This window comes from Oxalicibacterium flavum (assembly GCF_014635065.1).
GTDB classification, from domain to species: domain Bacteria; phylum Pseudomonadota; class Gammaproteobacteria; order Burkholderiales; family Burkholderiaceae_D; genus Oxalicibacterium; species Oxalicibacterium flavum.
Window position 1 is genome coordinate 630,267 of record NZ_BMCG01000002.1, and the last position, 21,339, is coordinate 651,605.

At 59.2% G+C, this 21,339-nt stretch carries 19 protein-coding genes and 1 tRNA gene; 3 read left to right on the forward strand and 17 right to left on the reverse strand.

All coding sequences use genetic code 11. The annotated features are described in order from the left end of the window. Positions 1-2: 2 nt before the first annotated feature. The 6 genes from epsL to IEV38_RS06515 all read right to left on the reverse strand — a co-directional run bounded on the left by epsL (position 3) and on the right by IEV38_RS06515 (position 6,736). The gene (gene epsL / locus IEV38_RS06490; protein WP_188395336.1) at positions 3-1,265 is read right to left on the reverse strand and encodes an XrtB/PEP-CTERM-associated polysaccharide biosynthesis outer membrane protein EpsL; all 1,263 of its coding nucleotides are present in this window, start codon (positions 1,263-1,265) and stop codon (positions 3-5) included. A 348-nt stretch (positions 1,266-1,613) separates the two neighbouring features. Continuing rightward, a tRNA-Pro gene (locus IEV38_RS06495) sits at positions 1,614-1,690 on the reverse strand. A gap of 66 nt (positions 1,691-1,756) precedes the next feature. Continuing rightward, the gene (glmM, locus tag IEV38_RS06500) at positions 1,757-3,094 is read right to left on the reverse strand and encodes a phosphoglucosamine mutase (RefSeq protein WP_188395337.1); all 1,338 of its coding nucleotides are present in this window, start codon (positions 3,092-3,094) and stop codon (positions 1,757-1,759) included. A 51-nt stretch (positions 3,095-3,145) separates the two neighbouring features. Further along, on the reverse strand, positions 3,146-3,979 hold the full coding sequence (folP, locus tag IEV38_RS06505) for a dihydropteroate synthase (RefSeq protein WP_188395338.1): 834 nt from the start codon (positions 3,977-3,979) through the stop codon (positions 3,146-3,148). 101 nt (positions 3,980-4,080) lie between these two features. After that, positions 4,081-5,967, reverse strand: a complete 1,887-nt coding sequence (ftsH, locus tag IEV38_RS06510; RefSeq protein ID WP_188395339.1) for an ATP-dependent zinc metalloprotease FtsH — start codon at positions 5,965-5,967, stop codon at positions 4,081-4,083. 124 nt (positions 5,968-6,091) lie between these two features. Continuing rightward, a complete protein-coding gene (locus IEV38_RS06515) occupies positions 6,092-6,736 on the reverse strand; it encodes an RlmE family RNA methyltransferase (RefSeq protein WP_188395340.1) in 645 nt (214 codons plus the stop codon). An 88-nt stretch (positions 6,737-6,824) separates the two neighbouring features. Here IEV38_RS06515 and yhbY point away from each other — a divergent pair, with 88 nt between their 5' ends. Further along, positions 6,825-7,295 (forward strand): ribosome assembly RNA-binding protein YhbY, encoded by a 471-nt coding sequence (gene yhbY / locus IEV38_RS06520; protein WP_188395341.1) that lies wholly within the window; start codon positions 6,825-6,827, stop codon positions 7,293-7,295. Positions 7,296-7,429: 134 nt separating this feature from the next. Here yhbY and IEV38_RS06525 read toward each other — a convergent pair whose 3' ends face one another. The 5 genes from IEV38_RS06525 to IEV38_RS06545 all read right to left on the reverse strand — a co-directional run bounded on the left by IEV38_RS06525 (position 7,430) and on the right by IEV38_RS06545 (position 13,490). Then, a complete protein-coding gene (locus IEV38_RS06525) occupies positions 7,430-7,882 on the reverse strand; it encodes a DUF4149 domain-containing protein (RefSeq protein ID WP_188395342.1) in 453 nt (150 codons plus the stop codon). Further along, positions 7,882-8,355 carry a transcription elongation factor GreA gene (gene greA / locus IEV38_RS06530; protein ID WP_188395343.1) on the reverse strand — a complete coding sequence of 158 codons (474 nt, stop codon included), beginning with the start codon at positions 8,353-8,355 and terminating at the stop codon, positions 7,882-7,884. Before greA ends, IEV38_RS06525 begins: the two co-directional genes overlap by 1 nt. Before the next feature lie 102 nt (positions 8,356-8,457). Next, complete coding sequence (carB, locus tag IEV38_RS06535) at positions 8,458-11,688, reverse strand: carbamoyl-phosphate synthase large subunit (protein WP_188395344.1); 3,231 nt, start codon at positions 11,686-11,688, stop codon at positions 8,458-8,460. Then, positions 11,681-12,835 (reverse strand): glutamine-hydrolyzing carbamoyl-phosphate synthase small subunit, encoded by a 1,155-nt coding sequence (gene carA, locus IEV38_RS06540; RefSeq protein ID WP_268234712.1) that lies wholly within the window; start codon positions 12,833-12,835, stop codon positions 11,681-11,683. Before carA ends, carB begins: the two co-directional genes overlap by 8 nt. Positions 12,836-13,082: 247 nt before the next feature. Further along, on the reverse strand, positions 13,083-13,490 hold the full coding sequence (locus IEV38_RS06545) for a GlcG/HbpS family heme-binding protein (protein WP_188395345.1): 408 nt from the start codon (positions 13,488-13,490) through the stop codon (positions 13,083-13,085). A gap of 224 nt (positions 13,491-13,714) precedes the next feature. Between IEV38_RS06545 and IEV38_RS06550 the strand changes: the two genes are divergently transcribed. Next, positions 13,715-14,263 carry a C40 family peptidase gene (locus IEV38_RS06550; RefSeq protein WP_188395346.1) on the forward strand — a complete coding sequence of 183 codons (549 nt, stop codon included), beginning with the start codon at positions 13,715-13,717 and terminating at the stop codon, positions 14,261-14,263. 59 nt (positions 14,264-14,322) lie between these two features. Here the strand turns inward: IEV38_RS06550 and IEV38_RS06555 are convergent, their stop codons facing one another. Then, positions 14,323-15,240 (reverse strand): patatin-like phospholipase family protein, encoded by a 918-nt coding sequence (locus tag IEV38_RS06555; RefSeq protein WP_188395347.1) that lies wholly within the window; start codon positions 15,238-15,240, stop codon positions 14,323-14,325. Positions 15,241-15,403: 163 nt separating this feature from the next. Between IEV38_RS06555 and IEV38_RS06560 the strand changes: the two genes are divergently transcribed. Continuing rightward, entirely contained in the window at positions 15,404-16,444 is a 1,041-nt protein-coding gene (locus IEV38_RS06560) for a Fe(3+) ABC transporter substrate-binding protein (protein ID WP_188395348.1), read from the forward strand. A gap of 123 nt (positions 16,445-16,567) precedes the next feature. Here IEV38_RS06560 and rfbD read toward each other — a convergent pair whose 3' ends face one another. The 5 genes from rfbD to IEV38_RS06585 all read right to left on the reverse strand — a co-directional run bounded on the left by rfbD (position 16,568) and on the right by IEV38_RS06585 (position 21,240). Beyond that, entirely contained in the window at positions 16,568-17,452 is an 885-nt protein-coding gene (rfbD, locus tag IEV38_RS06565) for a dTDP-4-dehydrorhamnose reductase (protein ID WP_229728849.1), read from the reverse strand. Then, positions 17,449-17,994, reverse strand: coding sequence for a dTDP-4-dehydrorhamnose 3,5-epimerase (rfbC, locus tag IEV38_RS06570; protein ID WP_188395350.1), 546 nt, complete (start codon positions 17,992-17,994; stop codon positions 17,449-17,451). The genes rfbD and rfbC overlap by 4 nt, the downstream gene beginning before the upstream one ends. Next, entirely contained in the window at positions 17,994-18,875 is an 882-nt protein-coding gene (gene rfbA / locus IEV38_RS06575) for a glucose-1-phosphate thymidylyltransferase RfbA (RefSeq protein WP_188395475.1), read from the reverse strand. The genes rfbC and rfbA overlap by 1 nt, the downstream gene beginning before the upstream one ends. Positions 18,876-18,898: 23 nt before the next feature. Then, on the reverse strand, positions 18,899-19,963 hold the full coding sequence (gene rfbB / locus IEV38_RS06580) for a dTDP-glucose 4,6-dehydratase (RefSeq protein ID WP_188395351.1): 1,065 nt from the start codon (positions 19,961-19,963) through the stop codon (positions 18,899-18,901). A 68-nt stretch (positions 19,964-20,031) separates the two neighbouring features. Continuing rightward, the gene (locus tag IEV38_RS06585) at positions 20,032-21,240 is read right to left on the reverse strand and encodes an exopolysaccharide biosynthesis polyprenyl glycosylphosphotransferase (RefSeq protein ID WP_188395352.1); all 1,209 of its coding nucleotides are present in this window, start codon (positions 21,238-21,240) and stop codon (positions 20,032-20,034) included. Between the last annotated feature and the right edge of the window lie 99 nt (positions 21,241-21,339).

Here is a 21,339-nt window from a genome sequence, read left to right on the forward strand (position 1 = left end):
GCTTAGAATTCATAGCGGGTCGCAATCTGGAAGCCCTTGGTCCGGTACGTCGTGGCAGACGTCGCATCGGAATTCAGGCGCTGATCGTAAACAGACAGTCGAATGTTGAGTTGCCTCAACGGCAGATACGTCATCCCCAATGTGCTCTTGCGGTATCGATCCGATCGGTCGATCCGGTTGTAATCCCTGTCCTCCGACTGCAGCATGGCATCGAAGCCCATCTTGGCGGTCGCCTGCCAGTTGGCCTTGATGCTCGCACCGGTGTTGCGCGAGTAATTCGAGCTCAGGTCATCGGGCTCGCCGACGATCGCCTCGCGATCGTAGCGATAGATGCCGGAACCCAGTTCACGCCATGCCGCCAGCGTAAAGCTGGTCTTGCCGGTCGCCGCCCAGTTGGCCGTAAGGCGCGCATCGGGCCCGGTGAAATCGCGGCCCACCTGCGAATCGAAACGCCGTCGTGCCCAGCCGCCAAGGAACTGCAGATCGGTCTTGCCGGTCAGCCGCCACTTGACGTTGGCCTTGACCTCGTCCTGCGTGTAATCGCTGCCCAGGCCCGGCAACTGGTTCGGATAAGTCGCATCGCTGTGCCGCAGCACCAGGCCGATCCGGTTCTGGCTGCGCGCGATGTAATCGATGCCGACCTCGCTCGCGTCGATGCTCAAACGCGCCGAGGGAATATCTTCGTAATTCACGTCGTCGCGGCTCACGCCCGCCGTCACGCGCCACGCCGGATGGAAATGCCAGCCGCCGTTGGCGAACGAGCGGCGCTGCGTGCGCACGCTGCTCGGCAACGGCGTGCCGTCGGCCGCAACGTCGTTGAACGGCGTCAGCGTCTCGATGTAGCTGGTGCCCACGTTGCCGCTGAAGCGATTGCCCATGACCCAGTTCCAGTTCGCCAGCAGGCGACGCCCGTCGTTGTCGAAACGGCTGAAGTCGTCGTACCTGGTGTCGTTGAGCGAAGCATCCACACGCACGCGCTGACGGCTGATTTCCTTGTCGAATCGAATTCCCACTGTCGTCTTCCGCCAGGTATCTCCCGACCGCACGCCATCGTCCGGTTGGCGGGAAATGTTGTCGTCGTGATAGATGCCATAACCTACATACGGGGTGAACGTATCGCCCTCGGCCGCCAGCACCGGCTGCGCCGCGATCAGCAGACACACGCCGAGTTGCACCACACCGATCCGCAAGCGCACCGTTTCACCGCAACCCTTGCCGATCCCGTGCGAATGAAGCGCTGCGGCAATGCCAGCCTGCATAGGCATCACCCCCTCGGATTCGGAACGATTACTGTGACTTTTATGCAAGACAAACCTCTCCCAAAAATTATGTCCATACCTCTCGACTGCACGTCGGCGTATGGCGTTTTAGAAGATACCGGCAGATTTTAGTTCAAAAAAGACAATGAAAAAAAGACAATAATCTTGTCATGGGAATTCGTGGCAAAAAAGCGCCATTGCCTGCATTCATGCGGGTTTCCAGCCGGAACGAAAAATCCGGGATTACCTGATTGACGGAAAGAGAAGCGAGTAACGTGCCAGAACGGCAAGAAAAAACGAAGAGAAAGCAAAAAGGGACGTAAAGGCAAAACCTTTACGTCCCTTCGCATTTATTGGTCGGAGTACTAGGATTCGAACCTAGGACCCTCTGCTCCCAAAGCAGATGCGCTACCGGGCTGCGCTACACTCCGAAAAGAAAAAGATCATACCGCACCGGCGCACTGCGGTCAATATAAAAGAAGACGTTGTCACGTCTTTCAGGCAGCGACCTTGTCGGCGATACGGCGCGCCATCCGCTCGGCCACGGCAGCATCGGCTGCCTCCACCATCACGCGAATCAACGGCTCGGTACCCGAGGCACGCAACAGGACCCGGCCATTGTCGCCAAGCTCCCTTTCCACAGCCTCCTTCTCCGACTGCAAGGCCTGGTTGTTCTTCCAGTCGAAGCCCGGCTGCACGCGCACGTTGACCAGACTCTGCGGATACAGCGCGATATCTTCCGTCAGTTGCGCCAGCGTCGCGCCACTGCGCTTGAGTGCCGACAGTATCTGCAAGGCCGAGATGATACCGTCGCCGGTGGTGTGCTTGTCGAGGCACAGCATGTGGCCCGAGCCTTCGCCGCCGACCAGCCAGCCGCGCTCCTGCAGCGCTTCCAGCACATAGCGATCGCCGACGTTGGCCCGCACGAAACCGATACCCATCTTGCGGAAGGCGACTTCGAGCGCCATGTTGGTCATCAGCGTACCGACCGCGCCTTCCAGCGGACGCGTCTCCATGCGGTCGCGCACCATGATGTAGAGCAGCTCGTCGCCATTGAAGATGCGTCCCTTGGCGTCAACCACGATCAGGCGGTCTGCATCGCCGTCGAGCGCGATGCCGATGTCCGCCTTGTGCTGCTGCACTGCCTCGACCAGCGCCTGCGGCGCGGTGGCGCCGACCTTGTCGTTGATGTTGAAGCCGTTCGGCTTGTCGCCAATGGCGATCACTTCCGCCCCGAGTTCGTGGAACACGTGCGGCGCAATGTGGTAAGCGGCGCCGTGTGCGCAGTCAACGACCATTCTGGTACCGCGCAGATCGAGTTCGTTGGGAAAGGTGCTCTTGCAGAACTCGATGTAGCGTCCGCGCGCGTCGTCGAGACGCGTGGCGCGGCCCAGCCTCCTCGATTCCACGCAAGCCATCGGGACTTCGAGCGCGGCTTCGATCTCGAGCTCCACGGCGTCAGGCAGCTTGTTGCCGGATGCCGAGAAGAACTTGATACCGTTGTCTTCATATGGATTGTGCGAGGCAGAAATCACCACCCCGGCAGCGAGACGCAACGCGCGCGTCAGATAGGCGATCGCCGGCGTCGGCATCGGGCCGGCCAGCATGACATCTACACCAGCGGCTGAAAAACCCGCTTGCAGCGCCGCTTCCAGCATGTAACCCGAAATGCGCGTGTCCTTGCCGATCAGGACGACCGGCCGGCTACCCGGGATCTCCGCCTTCGCCAGCACCGTGCCGGCGGCATAGCCGAGCCGCATCACGAAATCCGGCGTGATCGGCGCTTCCCCTACTCGTCCTCGTACGCCATCGGTACCAAAATATTTACGTGCCATTTTCTGTTTTTTGCTTGTATGAAATGAATTCTTCGTGTGGATTGTCGGCCACTAGGCCAGCGCTTCCCAAACCTTCAGCGCATCGACGGTCGAGGCCACATCGTGCACACGCACGATGTGCGCTCCATGCGCAGCTGCCGCCAGCGCCGCTGCCACGCTGCCCGCCGCGCGCTGCTCGATCGGACGTCCGGTCAGCGTGCCGATCATGGTCTTGCGCGACACGCCTACCAGCAACGGCGTATCGAGCGCCTTCTGCATGTCGCCGATACACCCGAACAATGCCAGGTTATGCTCATGCGTCTTGCCGAAGCCGAAACCCGGATCGATGCACAGACGCTCGTCGGCAATGCCGGCCCGGCATGCCTGCGCAATGCGCCGTGCCAGAAAGGCCGTTACCTCCGCCACCACATCTGCATATACCGGATTCTGCTGCATGCTTTGCGGCTCGCCCTGCATGTGCATGATGCACAGCGCGCAATCGGAACCCGCAACCGCTTCCCACGCGCCCTCGCCGCGAAAGCCGTTGATGTCGTTGATCATGTCGGCACCGGCCGCGATCACCTCGCGCATCACCGCCGGCTTGTAGGTATCGATCGACAGCGGCACGCCAAGCTCGCGCAGTCCGAACACCAGCGGCATCACGCGATCGAGTTCTTCCTGCAGCGACAGCGGCTGCGATCCCGGTCGGCTCGACTCGCCGCCGATATCGATGAGATCCACGCCATCGGCGATCATCGCCTCGGCGTGCGTGAGCGCCGCATCAAGCGAATGATAGCGGCCGCCGTCCGAAAACGAATCCGGCGTCACATTGAGGATACCCATCACCAGCGGCCGCCGCCGCGTGAGCGGAAGACGAAAACGTCCGCATTGCAAATAAGTCTGCATGGATTCCCCTTTTTGGGAGCAGGCGCAAGACTGCGCGCCCCCCAAACAAAAAGGGCAAGGATTTCTCCTCACCCTCGTTACTGCCAGCCCGGTTGATCGGATCAGGCCGGTGCCGTTGCGTTCGGCGCCACGTCGTCGGATGGATTGCCCGGCGGCTGGTTCTTGACCGGCAGACCCGACTTCGGCGGACGCGGCTCGCGGCCTTCCATGATGTCGTTGATCTGATCGGAGTCGATGGTTTCCCAATCCAGCAGCGCCTTGGTCATCATCTCGACCTTGTCGCGGTTTTCCTCGAGCAGGCGGCGCGCCAGCGCGTACTGCGTGTCGAGGATGGTGCGGATTTCCTGGTCCACCTTCTGCTGCGTGGCTTCCGACACGGTCTTGGCGCCCATGCGGCCCATGTAGGTATCCTGATCGGTATCCTCATAGACCATGGTACCCAGCGTTTCCGACATGCCGTAGCGCGTCACCATCGCGCGTGCCAGCTTGGTCGCACGCTCGAAGTCATTGGAAGCGCCGGTCGACATCTGGTGCATGAAGATTTCCTCGGCAATGCGGCCGCCGAACAGGATGGAAATCTCTTCCAGCATCTTGTCCTTGTACATGTTGATGCGGTCATGTTCGGGCAGCTGCCAGGTCAGGCCCAATGCAAAACCGCGCGGCATGATCGTGACCTTGTGCACCGGATCGGCCTTGGGCAGCAGCTTGGCAACCACCGCATGACCCGACTCGTGGTAGGCCGTGTTGCGACGCTCTTCCTCGCGCATGACGGCCGACTTGCGTTCCGGTCCCATGACGATCTTGTCCTTGGCATCCTCGAAGTCCTGCATCTCGACCAGACGCTTGTTGCGGCGTGCCGCAAACAGCGCCGCCTCGTTGACGAGGTTGGCCAGATCGGCGCCCGAGAAGCCCGGGGTGCCGCGTGCCAGGATGTCGGCCTTGACGTCGCTGGAGATCGGGACCTTGCGCATGTGCACGTTCAGGATCTGTTCGCGGCCGCGGATGTCCGGCAGGCCGACAATGACCTGGCGGTCGAAACGGCCCGGGCGCAGCAGCGCCTTGTCGAGCACGTCGGCGCGGTTGGTCGCGGCGATCACGATGACGCCCGAGTTCGGCTCGAAACCGTCCATCTCGACCAGCATCTGGTTCAGGGTCTGTTCGCGCTCGTCGTTGCCACCGCCCATGCCGGCACCGCGATGACGGCCGACCGCATCGATCTCGTCGATGAAGATGATGCAGGGCGAATGCTTCTTGGCGTTTTCGAACATGTCGCGCACGCGCGATGCGCCGACGCCCACGAACATCTCGACGAAGTCGGAACCGGAGATCGTGAAGAACGGCACTTTTGCTTCGCCGGCGATGGCACGTGCCAGCAGGGTCTTACCGGTACCCGGCGGGCCGACCATCAACACGCCGCGCGGAATGCGACCGCCAAGTTTCTGGAAGCGCGTCGGATCGCGCAGGAATTCGACCAGTTCGCCAACTTCTTCCTTGGCTTCGTCGCAACCGGCGACGTCGGCAAAGGTCACGGCATTCTGCGTTTCATCCAGCATGCGCGCCTTGGACTTGCCGAACGAGAACGCCCCGCCCTTGCCACCGCCCTGCATCTGGCGCATGAAGAAGATCCAGACACCGATCAGCAGCAGCATCGGGAACCAGGAAATGAAGATCTGCGACAGGAAGGATTGTTCTTCCGGCTGCTTGACGTCGAACTTGACGCCGTTGTTCACGAGGTCGCCGATCAGGCCGCGATCCAGATAGGTGATCGCGGACTTGATCTTCTTGCCATCGGTGGTGGTCGCGACGATGACGCGGTCCTCGATGGTCGCCTCGCGGATGCGCTTGGCTTTGACTTCGTCCAGGAAATCGGAGTAAGGAATAGGCGTGGCGGAACCGGAAGCGGTGCGGCCGTCGAACTGCTTGAAGACGGTGAAAAGGACCATCCCGATGACCACCCAGATCGCGGCCTTGGAAAACATGTTATTCACTGAGACTCCTTGGACGCCAGCGCGCCTTTTTCTATGGATGTAAGACCGATTCTACCTGCAAAAACCCAGCCGTGCAGTATCCGGTATTGGGGTTAAAGTGCCGGAAACAAGGCCGAAATGGCCATCAAAGCGGATTTTTCAGCGTTTTGCCGAGCAAAAAGACTTCCGACGATTTATCGCGGCTGGCCTTGGGCTTTTTCTGCACCACGGTCTTGAATTCGGCACGAAATTTTTCCACCAGGTACTGGTATCCGGAACCGTTGAAACATTTGACCAATAACGCGCCCGAGGGCTTCATGTGGTGCTGGGCGAAATCCACTGCCAGATCGACAATATCCTGCACGCGCGCCGCGTCGGCCACCGCGATGCCCGACAGATTGGGCGCCATGTCCGACAGCACGATATCCGCCTTGCGTCCTTCCAGCACCGCTTCCAGCTTTTCCAGTACGTCCTGCTCGCGGAAGTCGCCGAGGATGAAATGGACGTCGGCAATCGGCTCCATCGGCAGCATGTCGAGGCCGATGATGGTGCCATTGATGCCGCCGCCTTCGGCCCCGGCCAGCTTGTTGCGCGCATATTGCGACCAGCTTCCCGGTGTGGCGCCCAGATCGACGATCACCTGCCCGGGACGGATCAGTTTTTCCTCCTCGTCGATTTCCTTGAGCTTGTAGACGGCACGCGCCCGGTAACCTTCCTTCTGCGCCTGCTTCACATAGGGATCGTTGATGTGGTCGTGCAACCAGCTTTTGTTCAATTTCTTCTTGGCCATTCGCGTAGAATACTGGTTTTAAATCATGCGGGACAGCACTACCGGCGCCTGCGCCGCTGCTTTCTCTTCCCGCCCATTCGTCATCATCATGTTCAAACTCACCGCGGCCGAACGCAGCACCCTGCGCGCCGAAGCCCACGCCCTCAATCCTGTCGTCATCGTCGGCGAAGCCGGTCTCACCGACGGCGTGCTCAAGGAAATCGATGCCAGCCTCAACGCCCACGGCCTGATCAAGGTACGCGTGTTCGGCGACGAGCGCGAGGAACGCCTCGCCATCTACGAAACGATCTGCGACAAGCTTGGTGCCGCACCCGTACAGCACATCGGCAAGCTGCTGGTGCTCTATCGTCCCAAGAAGGAAGCGGAAAAGACGCGCAGCGAAACGCGCGGCAAGGGCCTGCGCGAAGTCACCATCGTCAAACCCAGCCCCAGCGGCACCAAGCGCCCGACGGTCACCAAGGTCATGGTCAAGGGCAACGAGCGCGTCACCCAGGGCGGTTCGATCAAGCGCGCCAAACCGCGTCAGGGCAGCAAGAAGAAATCGGCGCTTGGACGTTAATGTTCACTCCAACCGTCAGGCACCTCACAGCCTGATGGACTGGAAGGCCAGCCGCAGTCAAAAAAACAAGGCGCGTACCAACGCGCCTTTTTAGTTTCCCGCCTGCGCGGATCGGCAACAGCTCTCGCTGCCGATCACCGCACCTTCACGATCAGCGCCACACCAAGCAGACTCTGCACGACATAGACTACCGTCGATGCGCCATGCAACAGGCCAAACTGCCGACGCAAGTCAGCGATCTGCACCGGATCCTGCAGACCGTGCAAAGCCTCGCGCAGCTCCGCCATGAAGGGTTGCAGACAGAAATAGCCAAGCACCGTGCACGCCATCATGGCAATCACCAGCCAGTGCAGCGGACGGCCATCGTCGGCAGCGAATGTACGCGTGCGCAACCGCTGCGTCAGTAACAGGAACACGCCACAGCCGATCGACAGCCACGCCATCACACGAAACAGGTTGCCGGCGATGCTGCCAGCCAGTTCGCGATCGCCGAGCGTGGAAAACAGCGTGGGCGCGACGATGAAACCGATCGTCCACAGCGCGCCGACCCACAGCGTGGCGACCAGGATGCGGCTGGCGCGCAGCATCAGATGTACTGCACCTTGAGCACTTCGTACTCGCGCAGGCCGGCCGGCGCCTCGACCGCGATCACGTCGCCCTCGTGCTTGCCGATCATGGCGCGTGCGATCGGCGAGGTCACGGACACCTTGTTCTCCTTCAGGTCGGCCTCGTCGATGCCGACGATCTGATAGGTGACCTTGTCGCCCGAATCGAGGTCTTCCAGTTCCACGGTGGAACCGAACACCACGCGGCCGTCCGCATCCAGCGACTTGGGATCGATGATCTGCGACGAACCGAGCTTGCCCTCGATATCGGCGATGCGGCCCTCGATGAAACTCTGACGTTCCTTGGCGGCATCGTACTCGGCGTTTTCAGACAGATCGCCCTGCGCGCGCGCTTCGGCGATCGCATTGATGACGGCCGGCCGGTCCTTGGATTTCAGTCGCTGCAATTCCTCTTTCAGGAGGTTCGCTCCGTGAAGCGTAATGGGTGTGCTCATGTTTTTCCGTCCATACAAGTGGAAAACCACAGAGGCCGCAGATGGCACCGGAAGACCCGATGCCGTCTGTGACCTCTGTGGTTGATTTATTGGGTTGTCGGCTTAGTGTAAGGTTTTATGCAGCCCTTGTAAATCATAGACATGCAACTCGTCGAGGTGCTCCATGCCTTCCACCGCCGCTTCCGCGCCGGCGATCGTGGTGAACGTCGTCACCCGCGCCGCCAGTGCCGAAGTACGGATCGTGCGCGAATCGACGACCGCGCTGCGCTTCTCTTCCACCGTGTTGATGACCAGCGCAATCTCGTTGTTCTTGATCATGTCGACGATGTGCGGACGGCCTTCGGCCACCTTGTTGACCGACTCCACCGCGATGCCGGCCGCCGCGATCGCAGCTGCCGTACCCTTGGTCGCCACCACCGAGAAACCACGCTCCACCAGGTCCTTGGCCACTTCCACCGCGCGTGGCTTGTCGCTGGCCTTCACGCTCAGGAACACCTTGCCCGAACGTGGCAGCTTGACGCTGGCGCCGAGCTGCGATTTGACGAAGGCTTCGCCGAAGGTCTTGCCCACCCCCATGACTTCGCCGGTCGATTTCATCTCCGGTCCGAGGATGGTATCGACGCCCGGGAACTTCACGAACGGGAACACGGCTTCCTTGACGCTGAAGTATTCGGGCACGACTTCGTTGACGATGCCCTGGCTGTCGAGCGACTGGCCGACCATGCAGCGTGCCGCAATCTTGGCCAGTTGCAGGCCGGTCGCCTTCGATACGTAAGGCACCGTGCGCGAGGCGCGCGGGTTCACTTCGAGCACATAGACCACATCCTGCAGCTTGCCGTCGATTTCCTGCTCCTGGATCGCGAACTGCACGTTCATCAAACCGACCACGTTCAGGCCCTTGGCCATCAGCGCGGTCTGGCGCTTGAGTTCGGCAATCGTTTCCGGCGACAGCGAATAGGGTGGCAGCGAGCAGGCCGAATCGCCCGAGTGCACGCCAGCCTGTTCGATGTGTTCCATCACGCCGCCGATGAAGACACGCTCGCCATCAGACAATGCATCGACGTCGCATTCGATCGCGTCATTCAGGAAGCGATCCAGCAGCACCGGCGAATCGTGCGAGACCTTGACTGCCTCGCGCATGTAGCGCTCGAGGTCGCGCTGTTCGTGCACGATTTCCATCGCGCGGCCACCCAGCACGTAGGAAGGACGTACCACCAGCGGATAGCCGATTTCCTGCGCCAGGCGCAGTGCGTCCTCCTCGGTGCGCGCGGTGCGATTCGGCGGCTGGCGCAGTTGCAGGTCGTTGAGCAGCTTCTGGAAACGCTCGCGATCTTCCGCCGCATCGATCATGTCGGGCGAAGTGCCGACGATCGGCACGCCGTTGGCTTCCAGATCGAGCGCCAGTTTCAGCGGCGTCTGGCCGCCGTACTGCACGATCACGCCGTATGGTTTTTCCTTGTCGACGATCTCGAGCACGTCTTCCAGCGTCAGCGGCTCGAAGTACAACCGGTCGGACGTGTCATAGTCAGTCGAGACGGTTTCCGGATTGCAGTTGACCATGATGGTCTCGTAACCGTCGTCGCGCATTGCCAGTGCCGCATGCACGCAGCAATAGTCGAACTCGATGCCCTGGCCGATGCGATTCGGACCGCCGCCGAGCACCATGATCTTCTTGCGGTCGGTCGGATTCGATTCGCACTCTTCCTCGTAGGTCGAGTACATGTAGGCGGTATTGGTCGCGAACTCGCCGGCACAGGTATCGACGCGCTTGTAGACCGGACGGATGTTCAGCGCGCGGCGCTTCTCGCGAACTTCCTTGTCGGTGGTCTTCAGCAATTTGGCCAAGCGACGATCCGCAAAGCCCTTCTGCTTGAGCTTGAACAGCACGTCCTTGTCGATGGCGGCCAGCGACTGCGTTTCCAGCCACAGTTCGATATCGACGATTTCCTTGATCTGCGCGAGGAACCACGGATCGATGTGCGTCAGGTTGTGCACTTCTTCCAGCGAGAAGCCTTGCGCGAAGGCGTCGCCCACGTACCAGATGCGTTCCGGGCCCGGCTCGCCGAGCTCTTCCTCGATGGTTTCGCGGTCGGTGGTCTTTTCGTTCATGCCATCGACGCCGACTTCGAGACCGCGCAGCGCCTTCTGGAAAGATTCCTGGAAGGTGCGGCCGATCGCCATCACCTCACCGACCGATTTCATCTGCGTCGTCAGGTGGCTGTCGGCCTGCGGGAATTTCTCGAAGGCGAAGCGCGGAATCTTGGTGACGACGTAGTCGATCGACGGTTCGAACGAGGCCGGCGTTGCGCCGCCCGTGATCTCGTTGCGCAGTTCGTCGAGCGTGAAGCCGACCGCCAGCTTTGCCGCGATCTTGGCGATCGGGAAGCCGGTCGCCTTCGATGCCAGCGCCGACGAACGCGACACGCGCGGGTTCATCTCGATGACGATCATGCGGCCGTCGGCCGGATTGATCGAGAACTGCACGTTGGAACCGCCGGTATCGACACCGATCTCGCGCAGCACCGCGATCGATGCGTTACGCATGATCTGGTATTCCTTGTCGGTCAGCGTCTGCGCCGGCGCGACGGTGATCGAGTCGCCGGTGTGCACGCCCATCGGATCGAGGTTCTCGATCGAGCAGACGATGATGCAGTTGTCGGCGCGGTCGCGTACGACTTCCATCTCGAATTCCTTCCAGCCGATCAGCGATTCCTCGATCAGCAGTTCGGAGGTCGGCGAGGCTTCCAGGCCGCGCTTGCAGATGGCTTCGAATTCCTCGGCGTTGTAGGCAATGCCGCCGCCGCTGCCGCCCATCGTGAACGACGGACGGATGATGACCGGGAAGCCGATCTCCTTCTGCACCGCCCACGATTCTTCCATCGTGTGCGATACGCCCGAGCGCGCCGAACCGAGACCGATCTTGGTCATCGCTTCCTTGAACTTGGAACGATCCTCGGCCTTGTCGATGGCTTCCGGCGTGGCACCGATCAGCTCGCACTTGTACTTGTCGAGCACGCCGTTGCGCCACAGGTCGAGCGCGCAGTTGAGCGCGGTCTGGCCGCCCATGGTCGGCAGGATCGCATCGGGCCGCTCGCGGTCGATGATGCGTTCCACCGCCTGCCAGGTGATCGGCTCGATGTAGGTCACGTCCGCCATTTCCGGATCGGTCATGATGGTCGCCGGGTTGCTGTTGACGAGGATGACCTTGTAGCCCTCTTCGCGCAGCGCCTTGCAGGCTTGCGCGCCGGAGTAGTCGAATTCGCACGCCTGGCCGATGACGATCGGGCCGGCGCCGATGATCAGGATGCTTTTGATGTCACTGCGTTTAGGCATTTTTGTTTTTCTCCATCATCGCCACGAAGCGATCGAACAAGGGGGCGATGTCATGCGGGCCGGGCGAGGCTTCCGGGTGACCCTGGAAGCAGAAGGCCGGCTTGTCGGTACGCTCGAAGCCCTGCAGCGAGCCGTCGAACAGCGACACGTGCGTGACGCGGCAGTTGGCGGGCAAGGTATCCGCATCGACCGCGAAGCCGTGGTTCTGCGAGGTGATCATCACCTTCTTGCTGTCGAGGTCCTGCACCGGGTGGTTGGCGCCATGGTGGCCGAATTTCATCTTGAGCGTCTTGGCGCCAGAGGCCAGCGCCATGATCTGGTGGCCGAGGCAGATGCCGAAGGTCGGAATGCCGCGCTCGATCAGTTCCTTGGCGGCTGCGATCGCATAGTCGCAGGGTGCCGGATCGCCGGGACCGTTGGCGAGGAAGATGCCGTCCGGATTCAGCGCCAGCGCCTCGGCCGCCGTGGCTTGCGCCGGCAGCACCGTGATCTTGCAGCCGCGCTCGGCGATCATGCGCAGGATGTTGAACTTGACGCCATAGTCGAAGGCGACCACGTGATACTTGGGCGTGATCTGCTTGCCGTAGCCCTTGCCGAGCGTCCATTCGGTTTCCGACCACTGGTACGGCTGCTTGACCGAGACCACCTTGGCCAGGTCCAGGCCGTTGAGGCCGCGGAACGACTTCGCCAGTTCCAGCGCCTTCTCCGGCGTGGCATCGGCGCCGGCCAGGATCGCGCCGTTCTGCGCGCCCTTCTCGCGCAGGATGCGCGTCAGCTTGCGGGTATCGATGCCGGCGATGCCGACCACGTTGCTGTCCTTCAGGTAATCGGACAGGCTCTGGGTCGAGCGGAAATTGGAAACCTGGATCGGCAGATCCTTGATGATCAGGCCGGCGGCATGGATGCGCACGGCTTCGACGTCTTCAGGGTTCACACCGGTGTTGCCGATGTGCGGATAGGTAAGCGTGACGATCTGGCTGTTGTAGCTGGGATCGGTGAGAATTTCCTGGTAACCGGTCATCGCCGTGTTGAACACGACTTCGCCGATCGTGTGGCCTTCGGCACCGATGGAAAATCCCATGAAGACCGACCCGTCTGCCAGCGCCAGGATGGCGGGAACTGTGTGGCCGTAAAAGAATGGCGGCAAGGGGTAACTCCTGAGGTTGTTACCGCCGTTGCGCGTGCCGGAAGCCCCGTCGAACCCCGCGCGCATTCTTGCGCGCCACATGCCCGAACACAAGCTTGATCAGGGTGTCGTACAGGTCTTTTCGAGACGATGGGAAGTGGGTATGCGCTACGGCGGAATAAAATTGGCTAAACCGACGAATTATAGCGCAATTCCCCTCCGACTGGCAACCGCAAACGGCGCCTGCGGAGGGGTTCAGAAGTGTTGATCAGACGCCGAGCGCTGCGATGCCGGCCTTGGCAATCTGTACATCCTCGACCGATTTGACGCCGGAAACGCCGACCGCGCCGACGCACACGCCATTGACCAGAATCGGCACGCCGCCTTCGAGCATGCCTTCCAGCGTGGGAGCCGTCATGAACGAGAAGCGGCCGCCGTTGATCATGTCTTCGTAGATTCTCGACTCGCGACGGCCCAGCGCAGCGGTCTTGGCCTTGGCCGGTGCGATATGCGAGGAAATCGGCGCCGCGCCATCCATGCGCTGCAGCCACAGCAAGTGTCCGCCATCGTCAACGACCGAGATCGTCACGTTCCACTTGTTCAACGTCGCCTCCGTCTCGGCCGCGGCCGCAATCTTCTTGACGTCTTCAAGCGTGAGAATTGGTTTTGTTTGCATGATGCCTCCTGTGAAAGATGCAGGCATTGTACGACAGGCAATCCACGCGGTCATCGTGCCGAGGCTGAATGTCTCCGAGCTTGAATACCTATTTCGCATTCTTCATGACCGCGAGCGCGTCCATATACCCGCACGCGAGACCATTTATTACGCCAGAAGCTTTGACACCAGCCCCATATTCCCTTACATTCGCTCGATCGCGAACGAACAAGAAGCAAAAGCAGATGGCTTTTTTTCAATCCTTTTCCCGCATCCGCCTTCCCGTACGCCCCGCCCTTCTTGCCGCCGTTATCGCAGCCAGCCTGTCCACGGCCGCCCCCGCATGGAGCGTGGATAAAGCCGCGCAAGACCCTCAGAAACACTCCAAACTGCAAACCCTGAGCCACCGCGCCTCCGAACTGGCGCTGTATGCCATGGGCATGCTCGGCATCGACTACAAGTACGGCGGCAACACGCCGGAAGAAGGACTCGACTGCAGCGGCCTGGTCAAGCTGATCTTCAAGGAAGCGTGGGACAAGGAACTGCCGCGCACCGCCAAGGAACTGAGCCGCGAAGGACAACGCATCGACAAATCCGAGCTGCAGCCGGGCGACCTCGTCTTCTTCAATACGCTGCGCCGCAGCTTCTCGCACGTCGGCATCTATCTCGGCGACCACAAGTTCATCCACGCACCTTCTTCCGGTAGCCAGGTTCGCATCGAAAGCATGGACGTCAACTACTGGAAGAAACGCTTTAACGGCGCACGCCGCATCAGCGAACCGTCGATCGACTGATCACGGCGGTCCACAAACACTCTCTTTAATTTCGGAAGCTCAGGCATCTGAGCGTTGAATCAACGCTCACGCATCGCCTTCAGCTTGCGCCGAATCTCCGCCATTTGCGCCGTCGCAGCCTGCTCCCCCGCCAGCACCGCCAGATTACGGCCGGCAAAGTCCGTTCCCTTCATCATCCCCAACGCCGGACGGATCACAATATCTGCGCCCTTCAGCTCATCACGGTTGATGCGCTGGCCCATGATGGCAAAGGTCTGCAGCAGCACATCAACCGAACTCGAGGCAAGCTGGCCTTCCGGCTCCACCGAGATGTTCACGGCGATCACGAAATCCGCCCCCATCTCGCGCGCAAAGCTGACCGGCACCGGCGCCACCAGTCCGCCATCGACATACAGGCGATCACCGATGCGCACCGGCTGGAACACGCCGGGCACCGATGAGGAAGCACGCACGGCCAGCCCGGTATTGCCGCGCCGGAAGACGATAGGCGCACCGCTGTTGAGATCGGTCGCCACCGCCGCAAACGGCATCTTCAAACGCTCGATCGGCTGGTTGCCGACCGCCTTGTTGACGTAGTTCTGCAGGGCATCGCCCTTGAGCACGCCGCTCGAGCGCGCAAAGAATGGCACCGACCAGTCGGAAATCGCCGCCTCGTCCATCGCCAGCGCCATCTTCTGCAGGGCGAAGCCATTATTGCCGGCCGCGTACAGCGCGCCCACCACGCTGCCGGCACTGGTACCAACCACCATGTCCGGCACGATGCCCTGCGCTTCCAGCGCCTTGATCACGCCAATATGCGCAAAGCCGCGCGCAGCACCGCCACCCAGCACCAGCGCCACCTTGACCGGCGCTGCAGCCTTCGGCTGATCTGGAACGGCAACCGGCGCCTCCGGCGCGAATGGGGAGAGAGATGCGCAACCGGCCAGGAACAATGGCAGAACGAGCTTTGCAAGAGATGCGATACGCATGGCAATCATCGGATTTGAAAAGAAAGCCGCAAGGTTACCCTCAACCGCAATCGCGTGCATGGAAAGCATTTTCCAATGTTGAGAACAATTCCCATTTAATGAAATCTCCTCTATACTTTAACGAATTCCTAACAACACACTTCGCCCATCTCAACAACCCAAGGAACGTCCGATGAAACAACGCCTTGTCCCTGCCCTTGTTGCCCTTACGCTCGCTGCGCCGCTCGCCTTTGCACAGGCCGAAGAAAAAGTGCTGAATCTCTACTCGGCACGCCATTACCAGACCGACGAACAACTCTATGGCGAATTCACCCGCCAGACCGGCATCAAGATCAACCGCATCGAAGCCAACGATGCCGCGCTGTTCGAACGACTGAAGAATGAAGGAAAGAACAGCCCGGCCGACGTCATCATCATGGTTGACGCTGCCCGCATCTGGCGCGCCGAGAACGACGGTTTCTTCCAGCCGGTCAAATCAGCGGTCCTCGACCAGCGGATTCCCGCCAACCTGCGCGGCAAGGACGAAGGCCAGGGTTCACCGTGGTACGGCTTTTCCAAACGTGCGCGCGTGATCGTCTATAACAAGGCGACGGTCAAGCCGGAAGACGTCGCCACCTACGAAGCGCTGGCTGATCCCAGGAACAAGGGCAAGGTCTGCACCCGCTCCGGTTCGCATCCCTACAACCTGTCGCTGGTCGGCTCGCTGATCGAGCGCAACGGCGAGAAGGCCGCCGAGGAATGGGCCAAGGGCATGGTCGCCAACTTTGCGCGCCCTCCTCGCGGCGGTGACACCGACCAGATCAAGGGTGTGGCAACCGGTGAATGCGGCGTCGCCATCACCAACTCCTACTACTATGTGCGCCTGCTGCGCTCCACCAAACCGGAAGAAGTCGAGCTGATGAAGAACGTCGGCTTCGTCTGGCCAAACGCCGCCACAACGGGCACGCACTTCAACATCGGTGGCGGTGGCGTGGCTGCCCATGCACCGCATCGCGAGAACGCCATCAAGTTCCTCGAATACCTGGCAAGCGATGAAGCCCAGCACTATTTCGCCGATGGCAACAACGAATGGCCGGTCGTCGCCAGCGTGCCGGCAAAGAATCCGACGCTGGATTCCCTCGGCACATACAAGATCGAGAACGTGTCGGTCGCTGCGATCGGCAAGAACCAGATTGCCGCACAGCGGATTCTGGATCGGGTCGGCTATAAATAATCCGTCCCGGGTTGATATGCAAAGAGCCGGCAGATGCCGGCTCTTTTAGTTTGATGTTACTGACGAATAGTCTTCGACACGCAAGAAACAAAGTCGCAATCCTTCTGCGGAATTTAGCAAAGTCTATTCGAGCTCCGTCAAGCATGACGTCAACGCCTCATCCCACGCCGGCAAAATGCCAAACGTGCGGATGAATTTTTCCGATGACAGGATGGAATTGGCCGGTCGCCTGGCAGGCAGCGGATAGTCTGCTGTTGTGATTGGAGTGACGACCGGCTTACTCGCCGCCATGCTCTTGTCAACGATGGCCTGCGCAAAACCACACCAGCTCGTTCGGCCCTGCGCAGTCAAATGGTAAAGCCCACCCTGCTCATGCCAACGATCCCGAGCCGGCTCGCCCGTCGAAGCCTGCAAAGCCTTGACGGCGGCCACAGTCGCCTGCGCTACCGTGCGCGCCCAGGTCGGTGTGCCAAACTGGTCGGCCACGATACGCAACTCCGTCCGATCATGTGCCAGCCGGCGCACCGTCTGCAGAAAATTCCGGCCATGCAGCCCATAGACCCAACTGGTACGCAAGATCAGATGTGGCACACCGCTGGCACGAATCGTCTCTTCACCCGCCAGTTTGCTGCGACCATAGGTATTGAGCGGATGCGTCTCATCTTCCTCGACATAGCCCCCCTGCTTATCGCCATCGAACACGTAGTCCGTCGAATAATGCACCAGCATCGCTCCGAGTCTGGCCGCCTCCTCCGCCATGATGGCCGGTGCTTCAGCGTTGATGCGCATCGCCAGCGCAACTTCTTTCTCCGCCAGATCGACCGCTGTATAGGCGGCCGGATTGATGATCAAGGCGGGACGAACAGTGCGTATCGTTGCGCGCACCTGATCGAGATCGGATAAGTCCATCCCGACACGCTCAAAGGAAACGACCTCGCCCATCGTTGGCAACAGACGCGCCAGCTCATGGCCGATCTGGCCTGTTTTTCCCGTAAGCAGGATCTTCAAGGGAATACTTCGGCCAGTGCCAACGGCACACCGCGCTGGTCTTTTGCGGAAAGAATGGGCGGGCCATCGAGCGGCCATTGGATGCCGATGGCAGGATCGTTCCAGGCAATGCAGCGCTCATGCTCGGGCGCATAGTAATCAGTGGTCTTGTAGAGCAGTTCGGCTGCAGCGCTGGTCACGACAAAGCCATGCGCAAAACCTTCGGGTATCCACATCTGCTTCTTGTTTCCTGCAGAAAGCACTGCTGCCACCCACTTTCCATAAGTTGGCGAGGAGCGGCGCAAATCCACTGCCACATCGAATACCTCACCGGAAACGACCCGGATCAGCTTGCCCTGCGGCTGCCTGATCTGATAGTGGAGACCGCGCAATACATTGCGTACCGAATGGGAATGATTGTCTTGAACAAACGAGATTTCTTTTTCAATGACTTCAGCAAACTGCGCTGCATTGAAGCTCTCGAAAAAGAATCCGCGTTCGTCACCAAATATCTGTGGCTCCATCAACAGCACGTCCGGAATTTCCATGGCCGTTGCACGCATCAAAACACCCTGTCCTTCAGGATGCGCATCAGGTAGTCGCCATAACCATTCTTCTTCAACGGTTGAGCAAGTCTCTCCAATTGGGCCGCATCGATATAGCCCTTGCGAAATGCCATCTCTTCGGGACACGCGACTTTCAAGCCTTGACGATTTTCTATGGTGGCAATGAACTGACCAGCTTCCAACAGCGATGCGTGCGTACCGGTATCGAGCCAGGCCATCCCACGTCCCATCACCGTCACATTCAACTGCCCGCGCTCCAGGTAATAACGATTGATATCCGTGATCTCCAACTCTCCGCGTGTCGAAGGACGGATCGATCCGGCAATATCGCAAACCTGGTTATCGTAAAAATACAGGCCAGTTACCGCATAGTTCGATTTCGGCTCGATTGGCTTTTCCTCGATGCTGATCGCACGCTGGTTGCCATCGAACTCGATAACGCCATATCGCTGCGGATCCTGCACGTGATAGGCAAATACCGTCGAACCTTGTTCCAGCTCGGAAGCCTGCGCCAGTTGCCGATCGAACGCATGTCCGTAATAGATGTTATCGCCCAATATCAGTGCGGAGGGATGGTCGCCAAGGAAATCGCGGCCAATGATGAACGCCTGCGCCAAGCCATCCGGAGATGGCTGCACCGCATAACGAATCTCGATCCCCCATTGACTGCCATCGCCGAGCAATTCATTGAACCGGGGGACATCCTGTGGCGTAGAAATCAGCAGAATCTCCCTTATACCCGCCATCATCAGCGTGGTCAGCGGATAGTAGATCATCGGCTTGTCATAGACAGGCAGCAATTGCTTGGAAATCGCCAGTGTCACGGGATAAAGCCGCGTGCCGTAACCGCCGGCGAGAATGATGCCTTTGCGAGCCATCGTATGTTCGGAAGAACTGTCCATCATGTCCCGCTCTGAAAAAAGCTTCGGTCACGCCACTTCATGTAGTCGCCAGACTGCACGTCATGTACCCAATCCTGATTGTCCAGGTACCATTGCACAGTCTTTGCGATTCCGCTTTCAAACGTTTCTACCGGCTGCCATCCGAGTTCGCGAGCAATCTTTCCCGCATTGATGGCATACCGACGATCATGTCCGGGACGATCGGTAACAAAGGCGATCTGCTCCCGATAGCTGCCATTCTTCTTTGGCACCAGTTTGTCCAGAATGTCGCAAATGACATGCGCGACCTCCAGGTTGGTTTTCTCGTTCCAGCCCCCAACGTTGTATATGCCCCCGGATGTGCCATTCCTCAGAACACATCGGATCGCCGCGCAATGATCCCTTACATGCAACCAGTCACGAACCTGCAAACCATCACCGTACAAGGGCATCGCCTCATTGCTCAATGCACGACAAATCATCAAGGGAATCAGTTTTTCGGGAAACTGGTACGGCCCATAGTTATTGGAACAGTGAACCGTCACAGTAGGCAAACCATAGGTCTGGTGATAACACCGCACAAGATGATCTGCAGCCGCCTTGGATGCGGAATAAGGGCTATTCGGCGCATAAGGACTTTGCTCGCTGAATGGCGGCGAGAACGGTGCGAGTGCCCCGTACACTTCATCGGTGGATACATGCAGAAAACGGAAGGCTTCCTTCTCCGCTACCGATAACGACAACCAATATTCCCTGGCAGCTTCCAGCAAAGTGAAAGTGCCGTTGATATTCGTTTTGATGAAATCAGCCGGCTCACTGATCGAACGATCAACATGGCTTTCTGCCGCGAAGTGAACGACTGCCAGCGGACGATACATCTCGAACAGGGATCGCATCTTCTGCATGTCACAGATGTCAGCATGCTCGAATACATGCCTTTTGTCCGCCTTCAGAGATGCGAGATTGTGCAGGTTACCGGCATATGTCAGCTTATCGACATTGACGACTGGCCGATCCTCGGCGGAGAGCCAGCTTGTGATGAAATTGGAGCCAATGAAACCGGCGCCCCCGGTAACCAGAATCATCCAACACCCTCAGAAAATGACCTGCACAAGTTTATCAGCAGGAAGCGATAACACTAAAAAGTCGAATCCTAGCGCGAACCAAAACCATTCAACATGATACGAACGGTCATCAATACAATGATCAGGTCCAGCGAGAAGGAACAGTTCTTGATGTAATAGAAATCGTGCTCGATCTTTACCTGCGTTTCATCGCTGCTGGCGGTGTAACCGTGTCTCACCTGCGCCCATCCGGTAATGCCCGGCTTCACAATATGGCGATAGCTATAGAACGGAATTTTCTCATCATATTCGGCAACAAAACTGGGCTGCTCCGGCCTTGGCCCGATCAAACTCATATCGCCTTTGAGAACATTGAGAAACTGCGGAAACTCGTCTATCCGCAGCTTGCGAATGATGCGTCCAACCCGGGTAATACGCAGATCGCTTTCTCCGGCAAACTGCTCAGGCGCGTTGCGATCGAAGCGCATACTGCGGAATTTATAGATCGTGAACGGCCGGTTTCCCTGACCAATCCTCGTCTGCGTATAAATGACAGGGCCGGGACTTTCCAGCTTGATAAGCACAGCGACTACCGCACCGACCACTACCGTAACAGGAAGCGTCAAAAGCACGATCCCGACATCCATGCAGCGCTTGATGACCTCGTAAAGCGGAGATGGGAGCAGTGACCCCATGTTGTTTTCCGACATACGATGAATCTTGACGCGCCCCGTCAACGATTCATAAATCTGTTTTGCGTCATAGACCGCCGTTCTGTTCAACGCGCACTGCGCCAGGAAACGCTGCGTGGGAATGTCGATATCCTCGAAATCGGCAACCACCCCGTCATAACGAATGCCGTTCAGGGAAAGCCCCGTCAAAGCATGGGAATCAACCACAGGTTGCGAAAGGACTTCGGCAGTGTATTTCCCACCGGGTATGACTGCCAGCTTAAGCCGCATGTGCTTGTAGGTAAGCAAATGCTGGCTATACATCCAGATCAAGGCACACGTGCTGCTGCTCAATAACAGATAACGAGAAACTGCCACATGGATCATGAATGTGGTCAGGGCAAACAGGCCATAAACGATCAGTATGGTCGGTGCGATAAATCCGGCCGCGCGCCCTCCCGGGTAGAGCGTCCGTATTTTTATGACCGCCAGGTGCGTGACCAGGTATGCGAGGCTCGTGACGATAAAAGCGGTTTTCTGACCGTCGTCGGGATGCCACAAAGCATTCCACGACCAGAACAAGAGATAAGGCAACACCACCGTGAGCACCCATCCTGCCAGAATCATGAAAAATCGCGACAGGAGTATCTGCTCATGCCAGCGATCGTGACGCCGTGGAAAAGAGAGATTCATTGGAGATAAAAAAATAATTGGCTGGCTTGTAAT

Bases quoted from the DNA above. Each gene is read 5' to 3' on its own strand.
- epsL (WP_188395336.1), bottom strand. From the start codon at position 1,265: ATGCCTATGCAGGCTGGCATTGCCGCAGCGCTTCATTCGCACGGGATC.
- yhbY (WP_188395341.1), top strand. From the start codon at position 6,825: ATGTTCAAACTCACCGCGGCCGAACGCAGCACCCTGCGCGCCGAAGCC.
- rfbC (WP_188395350.1), bottom strand. From the start codon at position 17,994: ATGCGTGCAACGGCCATGGAAATTCCGGACGTGCTGTTGATGGAGCCA.
- greA (WP_188395343.1), bottom strand. From the start codon at position 8,355: ATGAGCACACCCATTACGCTTCACGGAGCGAACCTCCTGAAAGAGGAA.
- carB (WP_188395344.1), bottom strand. From the start codon at position 11,688: ATGCCTAAACGCAGTGACATCAAAAGCATCCTGATCATCGGCGCCGGC.
- rfbA (WP_188395475.1), bottom strand. From the start codon at position 18,875: ATGGCTCGCAAAGGCATCATTCTCGCCGGCGGTTACGGCACGCGGCTT.
- IEV38_RS06525 (WP_188395342.1), bottom strand. From the start codon at position 7,882: ATGCTGCGCGCCAGCCGCATCCTGGTCGCCACGCTGTGGGTCGGCGCG.
- IEV38_RS06560 (WP_188395348.1), top strand. From the start codon at position 15,404: ATGAAACAACGCCTTGTCCCTGCCCTTGTTGCCCTTACGCTCGCTGCG.
- IEV38_RS06550 (WP_188395346.1), top strand. From the start codon at position 13,715: ATGGCTTTTTTTCAATCCTTTTCCCGCATCCGCCTTCCCGTACGCCCC.
- folP (WP_188395338.1), bottom strand. From the start codon at position 3,979: ATGCAGACTTATTTGCAATGCGGACGTTTTCGTCTTCCGCTCACGCGG.
- glmM (WP_188395337.1), bottom strand. From the start codon at position 3,094: ATGGCACGTAAATATTTTGGTACCGATGGCGTACGAGGACGAGTAGGG.
- IEV38_RS06545 (WP_188395345.1), bottom strand. From the start codon at position 13,490: ATGCAAACAAAACCAATTCTCACGCTTGAAGACGTCAAGAAGATTGCG.
- rfbB (WP_188395351.1), bottom strand. From the start codon at position 19,963: ATGATTCTGGTTACCGGGGGCGCCGGTTTCATTGGCTCCAATTTCATC.
- IEV38_RS06585 (WP_188395352.1), bottom strand. From the start codon at position 21,240: ATGATTCTGGCAGGATGGGTGCTCACGGTGGTGTTGCCTTATCTCTTG.
- IEV38_RS06515 (WP_188395340.1), bottom strand. From the start codon at position 6,736: ATGGCCAAGAAGAAATTGAACAAAAGCTGGTTGCACGACCACATCAAC.
- IEV38_RS06555 (WP_188395347.1), bottom strand. From the start codon at position 15,240: ATGATTGCCATGCGTATCGCATCTCTTGCAAAGCTCGTTCTGCCATTG.